Source organism: Paraburkholderia sp. JPY465, from assembly GCF_050436725.1.
Lineage (GTDB): Bacteria > Pseudomonadota > Gammaproteobacteria > Burkholderiales > Burkholderiaceae > Paraburkholderia > Paraburkholderia youngii.
This window is the reverse complement of record NZ_JBNDMT010000007.1, coordinates 744,762-764,633: the sequence shown is the minus strand read 5'-3', so window position 1 is coordinate 764,633 and position 19,872 is coordinate 744,762. Positions and strand designations below refer to the sequence as shown.

Sequence of the window (19,872 nt, the reverse complement as noted above, 5' to 3'; positions counted from 1 at the left end):
GGAAAGTGGCGCGGTGCCTTGAAACCGGCAAAGCGGCCTTTTAGATATGTAACGTCGGCGGTCTCGGAAACAGGAAACGATCCAATAAAATTGGTCGATCGAATTCGTTAGTGGTTAATAAGGTGACGCAGTCTAACGAATTTGTAACCCGTGCAGCCGTACTCGTCACCAATGGCAACCGTCGAACTTGAACCGCAGGTGCTCGCCAGTCGCCTCGGCGTGGCATTTTCTCTGCCTTCCAGAACCGCGCGATCGAATGCATGATCACGATTACGGCGCTCCAAGCGTATTTGTGCCTCGAGCCGCGCGCAGGCGACGCGCGCATCCTCAAACCTTCGCGATGGTACGGCCGCATCCAGGCGATAGCCGAACGAAAGTTGCTTGCCCATCCCGCAGCAGGAATTGAGCTGACGCTGGCAGATTTCTCGCGCCCATGAGACACCGGTTTCCGTCTGTGGCGACGGCGACCGAGGACGAGTTCCTGTTACAGGTATAGGCTGTCCCGCTGAATGCTCCTCATCAAATTCCCGTTGCGCTCACTTCGTTTCGATTCGGTCGACACACAGGCGAGCCGTGCGAAAATGCGCGTGTAGTGCGGCCAGCCAGGCAATCTCCCAGACGATTCAATGGCTTGGGCTAGCAGGGGAGGCATCGCCCCAGCGCTTCGTACAGATAGTGAGACCAGTATGGGGTCGAACGCGAGGTCCACCATGCTCAACCGGTCTAACTGGGTCGGCTTAGCCTTGTGACGTCGTAGGTTGCACAAGTTCGAGACGGCCCGCGATTCCACTGACCGACAGAATTGCCGTTGCGCGATCGCTTTATCGCACGCGCTGACCGCCTCCGGCGAAGCGACGAAATGCCCCGGCGTCACGCCGACCGCGCGCCGGAAATGTCGGCCAAGGTGACTCTGATCGAAAAACCCGACCTCGGTCGCGACCTCACACGGCGGGACGCCGTCGCGCAATAGCCGCTTGGCGTGTTGGATCCGCACCAAACACACATAACGATGCGGCGAGATTCCCACTTCTTTGCGGAACAGCGTCGCAAAGCGCGACACACTCAAGCCCGCCGTCGCCGCGAGCGTCGCAAGACTGACGGGCTGCGCGAACGAGCTTTCGATAAAAGCCACGGCCCGCCTGATCGCACGCGACATCACCACGGTCGTGCCGCTGGCGGTGTAGTCGAAGATTCCAGTCATGTCGTATCCCCTCGGGCCACAAAATCATGCGCGCCGCTCCGACGACACCGATTCGACACGGCGGATGCCGTCATCGCGAAGCGCGAGTTGGCCATCAGACGCGCAGCGTGACGGACTGCGCGAGCCCACCAGCCGCAGTAGCGCCGTCCGGCGGTCCGTTCTGGTACTGCTGCAGTTCCGCTTCGCTGCGATGGCACAGCACCTGCGCGCCGCTCTCGAGCGTGCGCGCGGCCGGCGGCGTGCGGTTGCAGACCCCATCGATGCGCATCGGACAACGTGCGAGAAACGTGCATAGCTGCGGCTCATTGGCCGGCTCGCCGATCGGCGGCAGCGTCTGATGACAGCGCTCGCCCGCTTCTTCGAGCCAGCCGGCGCGAAGTTCCGGCGCGGACGACACCAGCAGATGCGAATACGGGTGGTACGGCGGCGCCGACAACGCGTCGCGGTTACCCGCCTCGACGCGGTGCCCTGCGTACAGCACGACGATGTCGTCGCTGATCGCGCGCACCTTGGCGATGTCGTGCGTGATGAACAGATACGACACGCCGAGCTTTTTCTGCAGATCGCGCAGCAGTTCGAGAATGGCTGCGCCGACCACCGTATCGAGCGCGGAAGTGACTTCGTCGCAAAGGATCAGCTTCGGTTCGGCGGCCAGCGCCCGCGCGAGATTCACGCGCTGTTTTTGCCCGCCCGACAACTCCCCGGTGCGACGTTGCGCCAGTTCGGCAGGCAGGCGCACGAGGCCAAGCAGTTCGGCGACGCGGCGCCGCGCCGCCTCGCCCTTCATGCCATGATAGAACTTCAACGGGCGCGCCAGCGTGCGCTCGACGGTATGGGTCGGGTTGAGCGCCGTGTCGGCGTTCTGGAACACGATCTGGATACAGCGAAACTGTTCGCGGCTGCGACGGTTCAGGTTGGCGGCAAGCGGCTCACCATCGAGCAGCAGCTTGCCGCGCGCCATCGGCACCAGCCCCGCGATCACCTTCGCGAGCGTGGTCTTGCCCGAACCTGATTCGCCGATCACGCCCACCGTCTGGCCACGGCCGATCGCGAGGTCGACGTCGCGCAGAATGATCTTGTGCGGCCAGCCGTGCGCGTCGGTGCCGCCGTAGCCGGCCGTCAGCCCGCGCAGTTCGAGCAGCGGCCCAGCATTGCATTGCGACGCGTCCAGCGCGGCCGCGGTCGATGCAGCGGGAGCGACTGGCGTCACCGCGGCTATCAGGCTCTGCGTATAAGGATGGGCCGGCGCATGCAGAATCTGCTCGGTGCGGCCCGTTTCGCGAATCTCACCGTTGCTGAGCACCACGATCCGATCGGCCATCTGCGCGACCACCGCCAGATCGTGCGACACATAGACGGCGGTCATTCCGCATTGCCGGATCACGCCGCGAAACGCTTGCAGCACGTCGATCTGCGTCGTGACGTCGAGCGCCGTGGTCGGCTCGTCGAGGATCACGAGGGCGGGGTCGGTGATCAGCGCCATCGCCGCCATCAGCCGCTGCAACTGGCCGCCCGACACCTGGTGCGGGTAACGCTGGCCGATCTTCTGCGGGTCCGGCAGCGCGAGCGCGCGGAACAGTTCGACGGCTTTTGCCTGCGCGGCGCGCTTGCTGAGCGTGCCGTGAATCAGCGCGCTTTCGATCACCTGGTCCATGATCGAGCGCGCCGGGTTGAACGCGGCCGCCGCGCTTTGCGCGATATAGGCAACCTTGCGGCCACACAATCCCTCGAGCTGTTTCGGCGAGAGTCCGAGCACGTCGGTGTCGCCGACCCGGATCGAGCCGCCCGCGATGCGGCAGCCGCTGCGAGCATGGCCCATCAGCGACAGCGCGATCGTGGTCTTGCCCGAGCCCGATTCGCCGATCAAGGCGAGCACCTCGCCGCGCGCAATCTCGAAGTCGATGTCGTGCACGATCCTGGTATCAGGATCGGAGAGATTGACCGCGAACTGGCGATGCAGCTGGCCGACAACGATCTAGGTCAACGTCTTCTCTCCATTCCGGGTGTCGGTCCTGTCACCGCAAGCGTGCTTGCCGCCGAGATCGGCGACGGCAAGCAGTATGCGAGCAGTCGGGACTTCGCAGCGTCCATTGGACTCGTGCCCCCACAATACAGCACGGGCGGCCGCACGAACCTGCTGGGTATCAGCAAGAGGGGGGACGCGAATATTCGTAGACTCCTCGTTCAATGCGCACGGACCTACATGCACAGGGTTTCCAACAAGGCTGGTCCACTGGCCGAGTGGGTCCGTTCGATGCTTGCTAGGCGGCATTCCAACGTGGTCGCTTGTGCACTGGCCAACAAATTCGCGCGTATCGCGTGGGCATTGTCGGCGCACCATGCCTCGTTCACTCTAAACACCACCATGTTGAGGCCTGAGACCTCAATTTGAACCGTCCCACCTGGTTTTGCGACTGTTGAAGCTGATGACATGAACGGCACACCGGCCTGACGGACACCCTGTGGAAAATATCGGCTTACCGCAAAGCCGACGTGCTTTTTAGGACTGTCAGGCGCGAATTCATCGTGGCGCGGGGAGCGATCCCCACAACGACGCCGAATAGATTTACGCAAGCCAACCATGCATCCATTCAGCGTTGCAAAAACGGGGGCGATCATAGATTATTTCCGTTTTCTGAAGCGCCCCCTGACGGCATACCGCTTTCGTATGTCGGTGAGAAACTCGGGCTGGCCATTGCGGATCTGCATCGCCGTGCCCGTCGCTGTCAGGGTGAGCGAATGATTTGCGCTGCTCCATGTACCACCTTCTTGTGGCATACCATGTACTACATAACTTGCTGGGCAAGTCGAACGACCGGGCCTTGGGTGACCGGTTGCTTGACGGCAGCAGCGAGAAGCTGGACACGTGTCTGCGCCTGGTCGAGCGCGAGGGCGATGTTCATGGACTCGCCGAACTGGGCAACTGACTCATACGGATTGCACGAATCCCATGAAGCCAACCTTTCGCGGCGAGCAAGTGCCGGACGCCATGCAAGACCGTGTGACGAGATCACAGCGCTTACCGACAGGGCATCATTCCATTCGTCCGCGACGAAGGCCGCTAGTTCGCGGGAAATCCCGGACCTAGTTTGTACGTTCCCTGCAACGCAGCACCCTGGTGCTTGATCGGGTTCGCCGCCCCTGGCTCAGACTAAAGTGCTTTTTTCCGTTTCGTGAAGCGACCCCTTCACGCTGTTCCAATTCGGAAAACCCTGACGGCTGAAATCAGCGCTTCCTGAGGCAACATTCCGCCGCCGCCGATTGGGCGCGCGCATCGATCGACCGTAGCATCAATTCATCATGCATTGTCGGGAAAATCATGGCGGGCAACACATCGCTACGCTCTCAGGTCGAAAAACTTGCCTGCTCGACGCGTGACCGGACAGCGAGCGTGCTGCAGGAACGCTCCCGCTCGGGCGAAACGTGCCGTGTGCGCATTCGGATCGAGCGGCCAACTGGGGCGCTTTCCCTCTTCTTTTTGTGGCATGTGTTTCCGCCGGACAGGCGCTGACCGGAGATGGGGATAGGCCGCAAGGCAGCCTGATCGTTCCGCAGCCAAGGGAGACTTGCATGCACGACGACGCTTTGAATACATTACCTCAATATGTGATCGAATTGCGCGCGTGGCTTAGCGACTGGTACGACCATGCGTTCAATGTGGGCTACATCCATCCGCCCTTCACGCTCGACGAAGCGATCGCGGACCGGCTTGAGGGGTACTTCAGGGCGGGCCTGATGCCAGCCGAAGGCGCGATGGCGTTCTTCGGCTCCGTGCATTGAGACGCGAGCGATGAGGTTCGAAGAGTTCGATGCCCGCCTGTCGCACCTGCGAGTCTTGATACCCGCCGGGACGATGGCCTGATCGCCTGGTGGAATGGCGCACGGACAATCTATGCGTGCATTGGCAAGGGCGACGACGGTAGTCACAGCGGATTACACGCACTTGAACTCGACCTTGCCGACGATTGGGGACAACTCCATGACTGGCTCGCCGCATGGATCGACGAGCCGCGCTTCAGTGCACGTCCGGATGTCGATGGTCACGGACGCTGACGCACACGAAGACACCTGCGGTCGCCGCAGTTGCTCCGTTGCCCACTGAGGCGATCGGCAAGAAAACGCCGGGTACCTGGCACCGGTCGATCGCGGCAATCGTCGCAGCGGTCTCGGCGAGCCCGGCAATTCCGTGCTAAAGATGCTTGCTCGCGAAATCGTGTGGGGGGTCAACCAGTGAAACATATCGTCGGCCGTTATCGCGGATTCGCTATTGAGGCGCGCATGGAGCCTCGGACGGTCCAGTTGTCTGACGGAATCGCGCCGAGATTCCCCCTCGCTTGGTCGTTGCACACACGGACGTTAAGGCTACGCTGGGACAAGCAGCGTAAATGCGGCTGAATTTGGCAAAGCGAACGTAAACTTTGCAAACCTTCAGAAACGACATGTTCCGGTTCGCGTCGCGTAGGTGAGCGCTGCGCTCCGAATCCTGCGGATTGATCGACCGCCATCGCCACGGTCAGTTGCTTCATCGTTTCTGCATTTTACCGTTGTATGTCCACGCTATAACGCATGGCAATCGGTAGCGGTGGAATTGATCAGCATTGTCTTAAGTTTGAATGCAGCAACTTTGCGGCCTTCGGAAGAGTGTTATCGAGTGCTCCGACCTAGGTCACACATAAGACGGATTTTTGAATATGCGTTTCAAGGGCTTGGATCTCAATCTTCTGGTTGCGCTGGATGCGCTCATGACAGAGCGCAATCTGACGGCCGCGGCCCAATACGTCAATCTGAGCCAGCCTGCCATGAGCGCTGCCGTTGCACGGCTACGTGACTATTTCGGAGATGACCTGTTCGTCATGAGGGGCCGCGAGTTCGTCCCAACAGCGCGGGCGGCGGAACTCGTCGCACCGGTTCGGGAGGCCTTATCGCACATACAGCTTTCCATCATTTCGCGCGACGCGTTCCAGCCCAGCAAATCTCATCGCCGCTTCAAGGTCTGCCTGTCCGATTTTATGACGCTCGTCTATTTCCGGAAGGTCGTCGAACGCGTTGCGCGGGAGGCGCCCTCTGTTAGCTTCGAGTTCGTTTTCCCAGATGATGAACCCGGTGTCCTACTTGGGCGCGGCGAAGTCGATTTTCTGCTCCTGCCGGAGTTGCTGCTGGCAGATACCCATCCCAAGACAGCTCTTTTTGAGGAGAGGCTCGTTTGCGTAGGCTGTCCGACAAATAAACAGCTATCGCACCGCATTGCGCTGGAGAAGTACATGTCGATGGGACACGTAACGGTGAGGTTCGGGCGGGCGCGCAGGCCCTCGATCGAAGAGTTTTTCCTGCTCGATCTCGGTCTGAAAAGGCGCGAGGAGGTTGTCGTGCCCACGTTCAGTGTCGTCCCTTCCATCCTGTCGCGTACCGACCGTATCGCTACGCTCCCCTTGAGATTGGCCGAGCACTTTTCAGAACTAACCCCTCTGCGGATCGCAGAAGTGCCTCTGCCACTTTCTTCATTTACCGAAGCAATTCAATGGCCTTCGCTACACAATGGTGATCCTGCAAGCATCTGGATGCGCGAGATCTTACTCGAGGAGGCGCAAAACTTCGCCTAGACATCAGGTATGGACCTGCCGCACTCAAGGTACGCGGATTAAGCTTGAGGTGGGTTACACGGCGGCTCAAAGCCGCATTGAGGGTATAGGTCATGAACAAGTTTAGCAAGTACGTGGGCTTGGATGTACATCAGGAAACGATTGCCGTGGCGGGTTGCCGACACGGCTGGCGAGGTGCGGTATGTAGGCGAAATCGTGAAAACCCCTGGAGCCATTGCGAAACTAGTTACGCAGCTCAGGCGGAGGCATTGTCAGGTTAGCGAGGTGACCGGTTAGATAGTGCGATGAAGAAATCGAAATCGGTTTATCACGGCCACCGTTTTCCCACCGCAGTGATCAGTTGCGCGGTACGCTGTTATTTCCGCTTTCAGTTGAGCACTTGCGCGATATCGAGGAGTTGCTCTTTGAGCGCGGGGTGACCGTGAGCTAAGAGACGATCCGATGCTGGTGCGAGAAATTCGGCAAGAGCTTGGCGCACCGGGTGAAAGCCGCGCGGCGCAAGCCCGGTTCAACCTAGCACCTTGACGAGAGGTGCGTCATACTGCGCGCTGAACCGTATCTGCTACGGCGAGCGCCGCATCGCGCAGATGTCGGGCGGACAGCAGTAGCGCGTCGCGCTCGCACGGGCGATCGTGACGAATCCATCGGTGCTGCTGCTCGACGAGCCGCTCGGCGCGCTCGACAGGAATCTGCGCGAGAACATGCAGTTCGAACTCAAGTCGCTGCAGAGCAAGCTCGGCATCACGATGCGAGATGGTCACGCACGACCAGGAAGAAGCGCTGACGATGAGCGTCCGTGTGGTCGTGATGAATCACGGGCGCATCCTGCAATCGGGCACGCCGAACGAAGTGTATGACCGGCCGCGCACTGGCTTCGTCGCGGAGTTTCTCGGCGCGGCCAATATCCTGCCGTTTTCGGTCGTGCGCGCCGAACGCAACTGGCTCGATATTGCGATCCGCGACGCACCCGGCGACGTGCGCTCCGCTGCGACGCCTACGTGTCGCGTCGCGCATGCGCTGAACCGCCCGCTCGCGGCGGGCGCGAGCGGCGAAGTCGCGGTGCGGCCGGAAAAGCTGCGCGTCGGCGACCCGCGTCCCGACGATATCCGCTTCGATGGGGTCGTCGCCGCGCGGCGTTCCGCGGCTCGCAGCACGCGTACCGCATCGATGCGCCCTCGCTCGGGCAGACCGTCAGCGTCTATCAGCAGGCTGCGTGCACAGCGGCCCTCGACGCGGGTCATCCGATGAGTGTGTCGATTGGCCCCGACGATCTTGTCGTTCTCGAATGCGAACCCGGCGAAGGGGACGCCCGATGAGCACGCTCGCCACGCTGCCGCACGCGAGCCACCGCACGCGTCGATGGATATCGCCGTACGCGATGCTGTGCGCGCCGGCGCTCCTCGTGCTGGCGACCTTCTTCGGCATGCCGCTCTACGAAAACGCGATGCGCAGCGTCGGCATCTCGGCGATTCAGGGCACCCATTCCGCCTTCACGTTCGCGTACTACCACAAGCTGTTCACCGATCCGTACTACGTGGGCATCATGATCGAAACGCTGAGGGTCAGCGTGCTGACGACGCTGTGGTGTCTGGTGATCGGCTACCCCGTCGCGTGGTTCATGGCGCGGCGCGCGGCGCGCTTCGCGAGCCCGCTGATGTTCGTGCTCATCATGCCGCTTCTCACGTCGCATCATGCGCACGTTCGGCTGGAACGTGCTGCGCGCGCGCCACGGCCTCATCAACGACACGCTGCTCGCGCTGGGGATCATCGTGTGCACGTGATGGTGTCGTTCATGGTGCTGTCGATCATCCCGGTGCTGCGCTCGGCCGATCAGCGTCTGGAAGAGTCGGCGCGCGTGCTCGGCGCCGGCGCGTTACGCGCGTTCGTGGTGGTGACGCTGCCGCTGTCGGTCGAGGGGATCATCACCGGGTGTCTGACCGTTTTCATGATCGTCAACGGCAGTTTCATCTGTGCGCTACTGCTGGGCGGCGGCGTGACGCTGCCGCTTCTGATCTTCCAGCAGTTCAGCCAGTCGCAGGACATGGGACTCGCGAGCGCGACGGGCAATCTGCTGCTGATCATCGTGCTGATCTGCCTGTATGCGCAGGGACGATTGATCGGCCGGGGCAAGGCGGCAGGTCGATGAGCACGCTCACCTAGCTCCCGACTGTTCGAAAAGCTCGGCAACGGCGCGCTGGCGCTGTATATCGCGCTATTCGTCGTGTTCCTGCTGGCGCCGATCGTGATCGTCGTGCTGGCGTCGTTCACACTGGCGAATCGGTCGCGGTGCCGGTCGGCGGACTGTCGCTACGCTGGTATCGGCGTTTCATCGAATACAAGCCGTTCACCGATTCGCTGATCGCGAGCCTGCTGCTGGCCGGCGCATCGACCGCGCTCGCGATCATGCTCGCGGTGCCGGCCGCCCTCGGGCTTGCGAACACGCGCTCACGCATCGGTCATGCGGCGACGCCGGTCCTGCTGTCGCCGATCGCGGTGCCGCCGCTGGTGGTCGGGCTGTCGTCGCTGTACTACCTGTCGGAGCTCGGCATCGGCAATTCGTTCGCCGCGTTGCTGATCACGCACACGTGAGTGTCAGTGCCGTATGTACTGCGCACGACGATCGCCGCATGCAAGAACCTGAACCCCGGTTTCGGCGAAGCGGCGTCGGTGCTGAGCGCAAGCATCTGGCGACGCTTCTGGCACGTGACCTTGCCGCTGATCTCGCCGGGTGTCTTCGCCGGCGCGCTGTTCTCGGTGCTGATTTCGCTCGACAACCTCGGCGTGTCCTACTTTTTCGGCAGCGCCAACACAACGACGCTGCCTGTCGTCATGCTGTCGTATTTGCAAAACCAGTTCGATCCTTCCATCGCCGCGATCAGTACGTGCAGATGCTGATACCAATCGTGTTTCTCCTGGCGGTCGAGAAGATCTACGGCTTACGGTCGATGAACCGCTAGGCGTGCGCGCAGTGACGTGCGACCTTCTCGTTGCTTCGGCCGCCCGACCTGAGCAATCAGGTCTCGCTAACTGGTGCTAACCACGTGCATCCCGGCGCGACTGCAACCCGGCTTGGTGATCTTTTTGTCAGCTGGGTCTTGCGGCGAAGCCCGAACATGGTGGTATGGGGGTCTTGACCGTTAGTTGCACTATTGACAGAAAGGACAATCAATGAGAATGGGCAAAGCGATGTGGTTCCGCGCGCCACCAATCGCCCTGACTGACCGACGCACCCGACGGAGGCGACACCATGCGATTGCGCCGCATCCCCGCGCGACGTTCTCCCATGCATGGCAGAGGACTGTTCGCGCTGCAACCGCTCGCCGCGAGCTACAGGGTCATCGAGTACAAGGGGGAATTGACCAGTTGGCCGCGCACCGCCCTTCGTCAACGCTCTGAGACTGGGCACATGTTCGCGTTCGGTCTGTAGGCGTGTGATCGACGGCAACCGGGGTGGCAACAGCGCCCGCTTTCTGAATCACACCTGCTCCGCCAACTTCAACGTCGACAGTGATGCCACGTTGCCGTTGGTTGTACTCAGGCCGGCGGACAGCGAATTGGCCCCGCTCTGTGCGGTACAGTGATGAAATGGGTTATGTCAGACAAATCAACGGTCGGAAGCCACCCGTGAACCGTACTCATATCTGGTCGTGCCCCGCTGCGGGCCGGCTTTCGGTGGAGCGCTCCTGTGTCGGCGCACTGAACGTTCACTGTCACTTCTCGGAGTGTGCGGCGGACGCGGCCTTTCTCGTCTCCGAAAAGGGTGCAATTGAGTAAGCCAGCGCAGGAGCATTTGCAATGATGGCGCCCGGCGCCCTCGCACGGCGGCGCGACGTCGTGTCGCTCGTCGAGGTCAGCAGCGCGCCCCGCTTCCGGGACGCGATTCGCCGCGCCCGCACGGGCCAACTGGCGGAAATAATGGTGGCGTTCCGCGCGAAAAATGGCGGCAGGGTGCCGTTTCAGGCGAAGGTGTTTCGGGCCGTCGACTCGCACAAACTTTGGATAGTCGGGCTTGACCTGTCGAAAACGGACAAGCTGGCTAAGTACGAGCCGCAGGGCGCGGTGGCCGAGCATGAAGCCTTGGCGGCGGCGTACCGGAACGGCGAGTTCATGGTGTACTACCAACCCTTGGTGAGCCCCGACGGCGAGCTTAAGGGTTGCGAGGCGCTAATGCGGTGGCGGCAGCCCAGCGGCACCTTTGTTTCGCCGGTAGACTTCGTTCCAGTGGCTGAGCGCAGTGGCTTTATCATTGAGTTGGGTTCGTTCACGTTACGCGAAGCACTCGCGCAGTTGCAGCAATTCGAAAAGGCAGGGCTGGACAAACTCTTCATGAGCGTGAACGTCAGTCCACGCCAGCTCGAGCACGATGATGTCGAAGACATCCTCGCGCGCGCTCGCCGAAACGGGTGTGCATCCCGGGCGGCTCTCACTGGAATTGACTGAAGGCGCGATGGTGCTAGATGTCGAGGAGACCCAGCGTATTCTGCACCGGATTGTGGCCACGGGGGTCGCATCTCGTTGGATGGCTACGGCACCGGCTTTGCGAACATGACCTACCTGACGTCCTTCCCAATATCGACGGTCAAGCTGGACCGTTCGTTCGTCCAGGCAATTGAGGTCGACCAGACTTCGCGAGTCGTGGTCAAAACGTTGGTCGGAGCGGCCAAGACACTCAACCTTCGTCTGGTTGCTGAAGGCGTTGAGACCGCCTCGGTGGCGCACGCTTTGAAGGACATGGGCATCGACTACTTGCAGGCTACCTCTATGGCAAAGCCATGCCCGCAGCGGCCCTAATTGCTCGCTTCAGAGCACTTGCGTCTCCATTCAGTTGTGAATCGGGCACAGCGGCAGTTAATTTAGTCCTTGAGGTAGCTGGCTAAATTCCTCCTTGGCCTTGGTGAAAGCCCGCGCTCTTCGTCACTCTGGCAAGCTCCACCCTGCCGATGTCTGCGCGAACATGTAGTTGACTTTGATATCACTAACACCTCAGGAACTCTTCGTGGGTCAGGCCAAAGTCAATAACGTAACGACCCAATATAATAGCAACAGTTCAAAGATTATTCCAACGCGATCATAATCGGTCTTCCTCACTGCAACGACGCATTGGATGCATCCATTGTTTCATTAAGTCAACGTTTAGACCCGTTCCGTCCGGGAAAACGCAAGGTGATGGATAACGAATTTTTACCTGCGGTTTTTAGGTTAATCCAAGGATCTCGTCGGTGGATAATACAGATTCGTTTGCTGACAGATTTGGCGAGTACGCTCGACCTCGCGTACTGGAAGCGGCGCAAGCGCCGAAAATTGAATTGGACAAGACTCGTCGCGTGCTTGAGCCAGTTGTGTCACCACTTCATCTCCCGTTGACACCCGCTTACACCGCGTCCCAATCGGGGGGATGGTCATACAGCGCTATCTTTGGGCAATTGAGACGCCTTTGGATTGGCCTCGCCACCTCCCTGTGATCGTCACCTTCTATGAGCCGCTGCATCCGGGCCTCCATGCTAAATGGATCAATTGGGTTCAGATGGCCGGCGCATTTTCCCGCGTGCTTGCCCGTTTGAGAGCGTACGGGAAGATTGATCTGAAGCAACACGTACGCGAAAAGCGTTGGCAAATTTACCTTTTAGCATCGTTCTCCGGCGTGCCAGGTTACAGTGCTTTCATCAAAGTTCAGGTGCCCAATAAACACTTCTAAAAGTACGTTTTCGCAAATAGAAAAAGAAGGCGGCTCAATAGCATTAATTTGACTATAAACGGGCATCTTAAATCCGTCTCTTTCTGCATTTGCATGGAGGAAATATGGATCGCCTGCAATTGCCCTGTGCGTCGCCTAACCCCGGTGCAATCCCGGAACGCGCCCCCATTTTCACCAATACCCCCGAGTGCGCCGCCACTTCTCAAATGACCGCGTTCACCGCAGCCTTGCAGGCGCACACGGGCCAGATCTTCGACAGCTACGAAACGCTGCACGATTTCTCGGGACGGGCATATCGAACGTTCTGGCAAGTCTTCGTGCAATGGTCTGAAGGTCTTGACTGGTCCGGCAGTCTCGAACCCGTGTGCGTCGGCGACGAATGCGAGCACGCACAGTTCTTCCCGGAACTCGAACTGAATTACGCCGACAACCTCTTGAGCTTGTCGGTAGCAAGGGCCGAGGCACCTGCGCTGACAGCCTGTCACGCCGATGGCCGGCGAGTGCATCTGACTCGCGGTGAGCTGCGCGATCGCGTATCGCGTCTCGCGCATGCACTCACGGAATTGGGACTGCGCCAAGGGGATCGCGTAGTGTGTGTGATGCGCAACGACGCTGAAGCGGTCGTCACTGCGCTGGCGGTCACCGCGCTCGGTGCAACGCTGTCGACGGCTGCACCGGAGATGGGTGTCGAGACGCTCCTCGATCGTTTCACACCGCTCTCGCCGCGCCTGCTGTTCGCGCACGCAGCGGCGCAGACTTTCGACACGGGCGTACCGGTCGCGACCAAGATCGGCGAGCTGGCGGCTGCTTTGCCGTCGCTGGAATGTATTGTCCGTCTCGCCCTACCAGATGCGGTCAAGCAACGAATCTATTCGCTCGATAAACTGGTCGAGCACAGCGACGCCGCATCGTTCGAATGGCGGCGCTTCCCGTTTAACCACCCGCTTTTTGTCATGTTCTCGTCGGGCACCACCGGGAAGCCCAAGTGCATCGTGCACGGTGCGGGCGGCACTTTGCTGGAACACCTGAAGGAGCATCGGCTGCATAGCGATCTGCGGCCCGGCGACCGGATGTACTTCCATACCACCTGCGCATGGATGATGTGGAACTGGCAGTTGTCGGCGCTTGCGTCCGGCGTCGAAATCGTCACCTATGATGGCCCGATCTCGACGGTCGATACGCTATGGCGCCTCGTTGCCGACGAGCGCGCCACGGTGTTCGGCACAAGTGCCGCTTATCTGAAGATGAGCGAAGACGCTGGGCTGATGCCAGGGCGGCAGTTCAATCTAAGCGCCCTGCGCGCGATGATGTCGACGGCCGCAGTGCTGTTCGACCCACAGTTCACCTAGGTGCGTGATCACGTGAAGCCGCTGCCTTTGCAGTCGATTTCGGGCGGCACGGACATCATCGGCTGCTTTGTGCTAGGCAATCCCAACCTGCCGGTCTACGCAGGCGAAGCCCAATGCAAGAGTCTTGCGCTTGACGTTCAGGCCCGCTCGCAGGGCGAGTCCGTCGACGGGATCGGCGAACTGGTGTGCGCGAACCCGTGTCCGTCACGTCCACTCGGCTTCTTCGGCGACACGGACGGCACCGTCTTTCACGCCGCCTATTTCGCGAGCAATCCGGGCGTCTGGACTCACGGCGATCTGATCGAGTTTTCGCCGCAAGGCACTGCGAGACTGCATGGCCGCACCGATGGCGTCCTGAACGTGCGCGGCTTCAACGTCGGGCCGGTCGAGATCTATCGCGTACTGGATGACATCGAGGAAATCCGCGACGCGATGGTCGTTCAGCAGTCGTTGCGCAATATGACGGCTGGCTCTTCGAACGCAGCCCCAACGGATCAGCGTACGGTGTTGATGCTCGTGCTGCGCGAAGGCTTCCAGCTGAACGCAGCGCTGGCCGCCCGTGTGCGCCGCGACCTTGCACGTCGCACATCTCCGGCGCACGTGCCCGACCGCATCATCGCCGTCGATGCGTTGCCGGTTACGCACAATGGCAAGCCGTCGGAAGCGGCCGCACGCAACGCGATCAGCGGCCTGCCGGTGCGCCACACGGCGGCGCTGCGCAATCCCGAGTGTCTGGACGCGATTCGGCGTCACCCGGCGCTGAACTCGGCAACGCGCGAACTGGCGCCGGTGGGCCAGTCCCGGGAGGATCTCGAACGGCACTTGCAGTCGCATTGGGAAAGACTGTTCGACATAGCTCCGATCGGTCGCGACGACAACTTCTTCCAACTAGGTGGCAATTCGTTGCTGGCGGCGAGATTACTTGCCAGTGTGAATGAGTCGACGGGGCGCACGCTGCCGCTCGCGACACTATTCATCGCACCGACCATTGCGCGCCTCGCCGCGGCAATCGACGAGCCCGGAGTGCCGCAATCTTCGCCGACGGTCGTACCGATACGAGCAGGCACGGGTACACCGCTCTTCCTGGTACACGGGGTGAGCGGCACCGTCATGGAATGCTCGGCGCTCATCGCGGCGATGCAGACGCCGCGCCCGATGTTCGGGCTGCAGGCACGAGGCCTCGACGGCGAGCAGCCGGCACAACGGCGCGTTCACGAAATCGCGGCCAGCTACATCGGACAGATGCGCAGCGTGCAGCCGACGGGACCCTACGCGGTGGCGGGCTACTCGTTCGGCGGATTGATTGCGGTCGAGATTGCGCAACAGCTAAGCCGCGCCGGCGAGCAAATGGAATTGCTGTGCCTGATCGATACCTATGCGCACGAGCGTTGCCTCCCGTGGCGGGCCTGGCTGCGGCACAACCGTGACTTCCTCGGCTGGCACTGGCGCAGGCTGCGCGCCGTCCCCAAGGCGCAACTTACGCACTACGTGAAGGACAGACTCGCGAATGTCGTAGATTATTTGCGCATGCGCAATGGACGCATGGCACACCGCCCAAATAGCCACAACGCGATGATGCCGCCGGCACTACGGACGGTGCGCGAGACGTTGCGGGTAGCGATGACGACGTATCGGCCAAGGCCCTATCACGCTGGACCGATCGTCTATGTGCACGCGACGTCCATGCTGTCGTACCGTAACAATCAGGGCGAATTCAACCGGTCGTCGCAACACCTTCTATCGAGGGGTGTTGCATGGGACGAAGTGTAAAGCAGGTGTATCGGTTGACGGGGCGAGGAGCGATGTACTCGCCGGGCGCGCCATCACTTGGACATGAGATCGAGCGTCGGTTTTGGCACCAGATCGCGACTGGCATTACAAGCGAGAAAGCAGCGGAGGCGGTAGGCGCATCTCAAGCGGTAGGCTCGCGCTGGTTCCGCTATCGTGGCGGCATGCCACTATTCATGTCGAAACCTATTGCGGGTCGATACTTGTCGTTCGCTGAGCGAGAAGAGATAGCATTGCTTTCTGCCCAGGGCCTCGGGGTGCGCGAGATCGCCCGCCGTATCGGACGCAATCCATCAACCGTTTCGCGGGAACTCACGCGCAATGCGGCGACCCGTGGTGGGTGCCTCGAGTATCGTGCTTCGGTCGCGCAGTGGAAGGCGGAACGGTTCGCTAAACGACCAAAGCCAGCGAAGCTGGCGACTAATGCACGGCTGCGTCAATATGTACAGGAGCGCCTGGAGGGCAAAGTGTCAACCCCGCGGACGATTTGCGGGACCTCGGGACAGCGGACAACGCCAACCTCGCCACGCGAAAACGTCTCCGTCCAACCGGCCGGGACAACCCTACTTGAAGGCGCCTCCTCGAGACTCCACTCAGACTGCGTCAATCTTCAAAACACGGTCGTTCCAGTTTCTCGTCGATGCGGTGGGTGCAGAGAATATCGCGCTCGGACTCGACTCGAACATGACGCGAGTTGCTGAATTGATGAAGGGTGAAAGATTCACGCCCGAGACCGCTTTTCATATGGAAACCACGCTTGGACTGCCGCATGGTTTCTTTGACCAGCCCCATCCTGCCCTCGCGCCCGAAACCATCGCCCGTCTGAAGTCACCGCTCGACTTTATCAAAACAGACAGCGAGCCCGAGGTTGCGTCTCAAACGCGCATACCGGCTTCCGCCCCGAACGGCGGCCAACAATCCATTCTTGCAGACAACCTGTCCGAGGAAACGGAAATGCCAAAGAAAGCAACGGGCGGGTCGCCGGTGACCGTCAAAAAGAGTCGAGGCCAGTTGACCAGACTGACAGGCGCCCATGCGGCAGGAAAACGCTCATCATCGAAACCCAGAGCCTCTTCTCAAGCGACCCGGCAGCAACCGCTGGCGTTAAACGACAGCGCCACGCTTGAAAACATTCGACGGCAGAACCTCCAGGTTCTCACGGGTCGCAACGGCTCCAAGGCGCGCCTCGGTGTCGTCATGTCGATGACTAAGTCCAATACCGCCCATCGGCTATATGGCAAGAAGCGCATGGACGATGCCGAGGCGAACCGTTTCACGGAGCGTCTTGGTTTGCCGACTGGCTGGCTGGACACACCGCGCTCGGAAATGGAAATTCCCGAGTCGGTGTTACGTTTGCTGACCCCTGCTTCGCGCAGTCGGGGATCCGTTGCACAACAGGAGTCGGTCGAGCCTGCGACGAAGAAAGGTGCGCCAGGCAAACCCGCATATCCGAAGGCGCACACGCGACGCACGCGGACGGGCGTCCCGGTCGAGCCGGAAAATGTCTCGCCAGCTTCAGCGGACGTCGCAGATGAGAACACGGCAATCGTCGTCGGTCCGCATGATCATATAAGCGATGCGCATGCCGAGGCCGCCGGTCGCTCTTCTGAAGGAAATGACGGCGAGCTGCCTACAGTCATATCGGCAACCCCTGAGGCACTTGAGCCCGCCGCAATCTCCCAGCAAAACCTCGTCCCGCTCCCCGCTTCGGTCACCAGCCTGGAAAATCTCCACGGCATCGCACCAATCGCGGAAGCATTGATCAAGACGTTGGCAGGAAAGGCGCGCACAGGACGGCTGGACGAATTGGAGGCTCTGGAACTTTTGCAGCAGGCAGTCCTGTTGTGAGTCGGCGCTAGCGGACGATGACCCACTGTCCCGCGGAGCCCGACGCGCATCGGGCCCGCCCTGACCCAGAGGTATCGGACCGCAACTATCCGGTCGACAATTGACTGCTCAAGCCCCCTTCGAAACGGCACAAGCCTCCAATGCACGCGTCAGCGCCTTAATCGTCGAGAAATGGTCGTAGCTTGGCGGTGCGGTTCGGATGCGTCAGTTTTCGCATCGCCTTGCTTTCGATCTGCCGGATCCGTTCGCGCGTCAAGTCAAACTGTTTGCCCAGTTCCTCAAGCGTACAGTCAGATGCGGTATCGATCCCGAAACGCATCCGCAACACCTTCGCTTCACGCGGCGACAATGCGTCGAGCGCCGTATTGATCGCGGCGCGCAGATTCGCCTGCACGGCCGCATCGGCGGGCGACGTCGCCGTCGGATCTTCGATCATATCGCCAAGTGTCGCATCAGCATCGTCACCCACTGGCGTCTCAAGCGATAAGGGCTGCCTCCCAATCTTCAACATGGCGCGAACCTTCTCTTCCGATAGTTCCATGTGCTGCGCCAACACCGCAGGATGAGCCTCGCGTCCGGATTGTTGCAGGATCTCACGGGAAATCCGGTTCAGCTTGTTGATCGACTCCATCATGTGAACAGGAATCCGGATCGTGCGAGCCTGATCCGCAAGCGAACGCGTGACTGCCTGCCGCACCCACCAGGTCGCATAAGTTGAAAATTTCCAGCCGCGTCGGTATTCGAATTTGTCGACGGCTTTCATCAGGCCGATATTTCCTTCCTGGATGAGATCCAGGAGGTGCATGCCGCGGTTCACATATTTTTTCGCAATGGAGATCACGAGGCGCAGGTTGGCCTCGATCATCTCGCGCTTTGCCTGCCGCATCTTCGACTCCGCCGCCATCATCTGCCGGTTGATATTCTTCAACTGCTGCAACGGCAGTCCGACATTCGTTTCGATATCGAGAAGCTTCCGCTGTTCAGCCTGAATCGCCGGCAGACTACGTTCGAGGGCGGCGCCGTACTCGCGCGACGCTGCCGCCGTGCTTTCAGTCCACGCGAGATCAGTTTCGCGTCCCGGAAACGACTCGACGAACTTCTCGCGCGGCATGCCGCATCGATCAACAGCAATTTGCAGAATATGGCGCTCGACTGCGCGCACCTGTGCGACCTGCTGTTGCACATCGTTACATAGCCGATCGATCGTTCGCGCCGTGAAGCGAATGGGCGCCAACTCGCGCTGGATCGCTTCACGCAGGTCCGCGCCAGCTACCCGCCCCATACCCTGCACAGCATGGGAACAAGAAATCTGCTCGAACAGCTCGCGCACCCGGGCAAAAATAACGAGGCTGTCGCTCGTGAGCTGTTTCAGGCGCGCTTCGTTCGCCCTCGCCGTGTCCCGGTCTTCAATCTCGCTGTGCTTATCGCCGTCGTCGTCATCGTCAGCTGTGGCCTGCTCGGTGTGCGGCGCTTCAGCGAAATCCGTCGACGACTGTTCGACCGATTCGGTTTCCTCATTGATTCCGTCAATCAGTTCGTCGATGCGCAGTTCACCGGCTTCAATCTGCTTCGCGCTCAGAAGGAGCGCGGAGACGGTAACCGGGCACGCAGCAATCGTCCGGATCATTTCCTGGAGGCCGCCTTCGATTCGCTTCGCAATCTCGATCTCACCCGCGCGAGTCAACAATCCGGTCGCGCCCATTTCACGCATATACATGCGGAAGGGATCGGTCGTACGCCCGAATTCCGAATCGACGGTGGAAAGCGCCACTTCCGCCTCCTCGTCGGCCTGGTCATCCAACATGGTTGCCGGCGCCGCATCGTTCATAAGCAGCACCTCCGCTGAAGGCGCCTGTTCGTAGACCGCGACGCCCATGTCATTGAAGGTGCTGACAATGGTTTCAATGGCAGCGGTCTGCGCGAAGTTATCCGGCAGGTGATCGTTGATTTCGGCATGAGTCAGGTAGCCGCGCTTCTTTCCGAGCTGAATGAGTGCGCGCATCTGACGCTGCTGCTCTTCGTCCGGCGACACTGTATCCACCGGCAGCAGGCCTGCGGTTGCCTTGCTCTTCGATGCGCGCCGGGCCGACGCTTTCGGCGCTGATGCAGCTGTATCTGGACCTGAATTGCACGGATCAACCTTTGCCATACATTCTCCTGAAGGGGTTTGCCCGGCGATCGCGAAACCAGCGGTTGCCGGCTGCGGGGCAGGCACGAGATGAAGGATCGCAACGGGCAATGAACACGGCCCGCAGAACCAGCGTGCGATAGGGAAGCGCAAAACGCGGCGCACGAGGAGGAAAGGGTAGCAATGTAACACCATCTGCTGCACCACTCCAATCCCGCGATTTGTTCGGCTGGCACGGACCGCGATCAAATGAGGACCCGGCG

General features: G+C 60.6%; 14 protein-coding genes and 8 pseudogenes. 18 read left to right on the top strand and 4 right to left on the bottom strand.

What is annotated here, in order from left to right; genetic code table 11:
- The first annotated feature begins 171 nt into the window (after positions 1-171).
- Positions 172-437: pseudogene (locus tag QFZ94_RS44290) on the top strand (DUF1488 family protein).
- A 407-nt stretch (positions 438-844) separates the two neighbouring features.
- On the opposite strand, the pseudogene QFZ94_RS44285 reads toward QFZ94_RS44290, so the two are convergent.
- Positions 845-1,201: pseudogene (locus QFZ94_RS44285) on the bottom strand (helix-turn-helix domain-containing protein); the annotation flags it as partial.
- A 94-nt stretch (positions 1,202-1,295) separates the two neighbouring features.
- Complete coding sequence (locus tag QFZ94_RS44280; protein WP_429464287.1) at positions 1,296-2,522, bottom strand: ABC transporter ATP-binding protein; 1,227 nt, start codon at positions 2,520-2,522, stop codon at positions 1,296-1,298.
- On the opposite strand from QFZ94_RS44280, the gene QFZ94_RS44275 reads away from it, so the two are divergent.
- From QFZ94_RS44275 to QFZ94_RS44245, 7 genes and pseudogenes are all read left to right on the top strand, one after another.
- The gene (locus QFZ94_RS44275; RefSeq protein WP_429464285.1) at positions 2,439-3,593 is read left to right on the top strand and encodes an IS110 family transposase; all 1,155 of its coding nucleotides are present in this window, start codon (positions 2,439-2,441) and stop codon (positions 3,591-3,593) included. The two genes, QFZ94_RS44280 and QFZ94_RS44275, sit on opposite strands and share 84 nt — an antisense overlap.
- 403 nt (positions 3,594-3,996) lie before the next feature.
- Complete coding sequence (locus QFZ94_RS44270) at positions 3,997-4,128, top strand: hypothetical protein (RefSeq protein ID WP_410842613.1); 132 nt, start codon at positions 3,997-3,999, stop codon at positions 4,126-4,128.
- Between the two features lie 392 nt (positions 4,129-4,520).
- A complete protein-coding gene (locus QFZ94_RS44265) occupies positions 4,521-4,712 on the top strand; it encodes a hypothetical protein (RefSeq protein ID WP_429464283.1) in 192 nt (63 codons plus the stop codon).
- Positions 4,713-4,771: 59 nt separating this feature from the next.
- On the top strand, positions 4,772-4,981 hold the full coding sequence (locus QFZ94_RS44260) for a hypothetical protein (RefSeq protein WP_410852767.1): 210 nt from the start codon (positions 4,772-4,774) through the stop codon (positions 4,979-4,981).
- A gap of 911 nt (positions 4,982-5,892) precedes the next feature.
- On the top strand, positions 5,893-6,801 hold the full coding sequence (locus QFZ94_RS44255; RefSeq protein WP_410852768.1) for a LysR family transcriptional regulator: 909 nt from the start codon (positions 5,893-5,895) through the stop codon (positions 6,799-6,801).
- A 92-nt stretch (positions 6,802-6,893) separates the two neighbouring features.
- A pseudogene (locus QFZ94_RS44250) lies at positions 6,894-7,062 on the top strand (IS110 family transposase); the annotation flags it as partial.
- Positions 7,063-7,085: 23 nt separating this feature from the next.
- Positions 7,086-7,382, top strand: a pseudogene (locus QFZ94_RS44245) (IS6 family transposase); the annotation flags it as partial.
- Here the strand turns inward: QFZ94_RS44245 and QFZ94_RS44240 are convergent.
- On the bottom strand, positions 7,338-7,562 hold the full coding sequence (locus QFZ94_RS44240; RefSeq protein WP_429464350.1) for a hypothetical protein: 225 nt from the start codon (positions 7,560-7,562) through the stop codon (positions 7,338-7,340). The pseudogene QFZ94_RS44245 and the gene QFZ94_RS44240 overlap by 45 nt on opposite strands.
- Here QFZ94_RS44240 and QFZ94_RS44235 point away from each other — a divergent pair.
- The 10 genes and pseudogenes from QFZ94_RS44235 to QFZ94_RS44190 all read left to right on the top strand — a co-directional run bounded on the left by QFZ94_RS44235 (position 7,555) and on the right by QFZ94_RS44190 (position 17,481).
- Positions 7,555-8,049 carry a hypothetical protein gene (locus QFZ94_RS44235; protein WP_429464280.1) on the top strand — a complete coding sequence of 165 codons (495 nt, stop codon included), beginning with the start codon at positions 7,555-7,557 and terminating at the stop codon, positions 8,047-8,049. The two genes, QFZ94_RS44240 and QFZ94_RS44235, sit on opposite strands and share 8 nt — an antisense overlap.
- Before the next feature lie 64 nt (positions 8,050-8,113).
- A complete protein-coding gene (locus QFZ94_RS44230; RefSeq protein WP_429464278.1) occupies positions 8,114-8,947 on the top strand; it encodes an ABC transporter permease in 834 nt (277 codons plus the stop codon).
- Between the two features lie 140 nt (positions 8,948-9,087).
- Positions 9,088-9,390 carry an ABC transporter permease gene (locus QFZ94_RS44225; protein WP_429464277.1) on the top strand — a complete coding sequence of 101 codons (303 nt, stop codon included), beginning with the start codon at positions 9,088-9,090 and terminating at the stop codon, positions 9,388-9,390.
- Positions 9,391-9,696 (top strand): ABC transporter permease, encoded by a 306-nt coding sequence (locus tag QFZ94_RS44220; RefSeq protein ID WP_429464275.1) that lies wholly within the window; start codon positions 9,391-9,393, stop codon positions 9,694-9,696.
- Positions 9,697-10,048: 352 nt separating this feature from the next.
- Positions 10,049-10,295 (top strand): annotated as a pseudogene (locus QFZ94_RS44215) (SET domain-containing protein-lysine N-methyltransferase); the annotation flags it as partial.
- Between the two features lie 301 nt (positions 10,296-10,596).
- Positions 10,597-11,592: pseudogene (locus QFZ94_RS44210) on the top strand (EAL domain-containing protein).
- Between the two features lie 667 nt (positions 11,593-12,259).
- Positions 12,260-12,496, top strand: a complete 237-nt coding sequence (locus tag QFZ94_RS44205) for a hypothetical protein (protein WP_429464273.1) — start codon at positions 12,260-12,262, stop codon at positions 12,494-12,496.
- A 104-nt stretch (positions 12,497-12,600) separates the two neighbouring features.
- Positions 12,601-15,525: pseudogene (locus QFZ94_RS44200) on the top strand (acetoacetate--CoA ligase); the annotation flags it as partial.
- A 95-nt stretch (positions 15,526-15,620) separates the two neighbouring features.
- Positions 15,621-16,103 (top strand): annotated as a pseudogene (locus tag QFZ94_RS44195) (transposase); the annotation flags it as partial.
- Positions 16,104-16,200: 97 nt separating this feature from the next.
- Positions 16,201-17,481 carry a hypothetical protein gene (locus tag QFZ94_RS44190; RefSeq protein WP_429464272.1) on the top strand — a complete coding sequence of 427 codons (1,281 nt, stop codon included), beginning with the start codon at positions 16,201-16,203 and terminating at the stop codon, positions 17,479-17,481.
- Positions 17,482-17,638: 157 nt separating this feature from the next.
- On the opposite strand, the gene rpoD is transcribed toward QFZ94_RS44190, so the two are convergent.
- Positions 17,639-19,630 carry an RNA polymerase sigma factor RpoD gene (gene rpoD, locus QFZ94_RS44185; RefSeq protein WP_429464270.1) on the bottom strand — a complete coding sequence of 664 codons (1,992 nt, stop codon included), beginning with the start codon at positions 19,628-19,630 and terminating at the stop codon, positions 17,639-17,641.
- Positions 19,631-19,872 lie beyond the last annotated feature (242 nt).

Coding starts and splice junctions, on each gene's coding strand:
- QFZ94_RS44255 (WP_410852768.1), top strand. CDS start 5,893: ATGCGTTTCAAGGGCTTGGATCTCAATCTTCTGGTTGCGCTGGATGCG.
- QFZ94_RS44260 (WP_410852767.1), top strand. CDS start 4,772: ATGCACGACGACGCTTTGAATACATTACCTCAATATGTGATCGAATTG.
- rpoD (WP_429464270.1), bottom strand. CDS start 19,630: ATGGCAAAGGTTGATCCGTGCAATTCAGGTCCAGATACAGCTGCATCA.
- QFZ94_RS44275 (WP_429464285.1), top strand. CDS start 2,439: ATGGGCCGGCGCATGCAGAATCTGCTCGGTGCGGCCCGTTTCGCGAAT.
- QFZ94_RS44230 (WP_429464278.1), top strand. CDS start 8,114: ATGAGCACGCTCGCCACGCTGCCGCACGCGAGCCACCGCACGCGTCGA.
- QFZ94_RS44265 (WP_429464283.1), top strand. CDS start 4,521: ATGGCGGGCAACACATCGCTACGCTCTCAGGTCGAAAAACTTGCCTGC.
- QFZ94_RS44280 (WP_429464287.1), bottom strand. CDS start 2,522: ATGGCCGATCGGATCGTGGTGCTCAGCAACGGTGAGATTCGCGAAACG.
- QFZ94_RS44235 (WP_429464280.1), top strand. CDS start 7,555: ATGGTCACGCACGACCAGGAAGAAGCGCTGACGATGAGCGTCCGTGTG.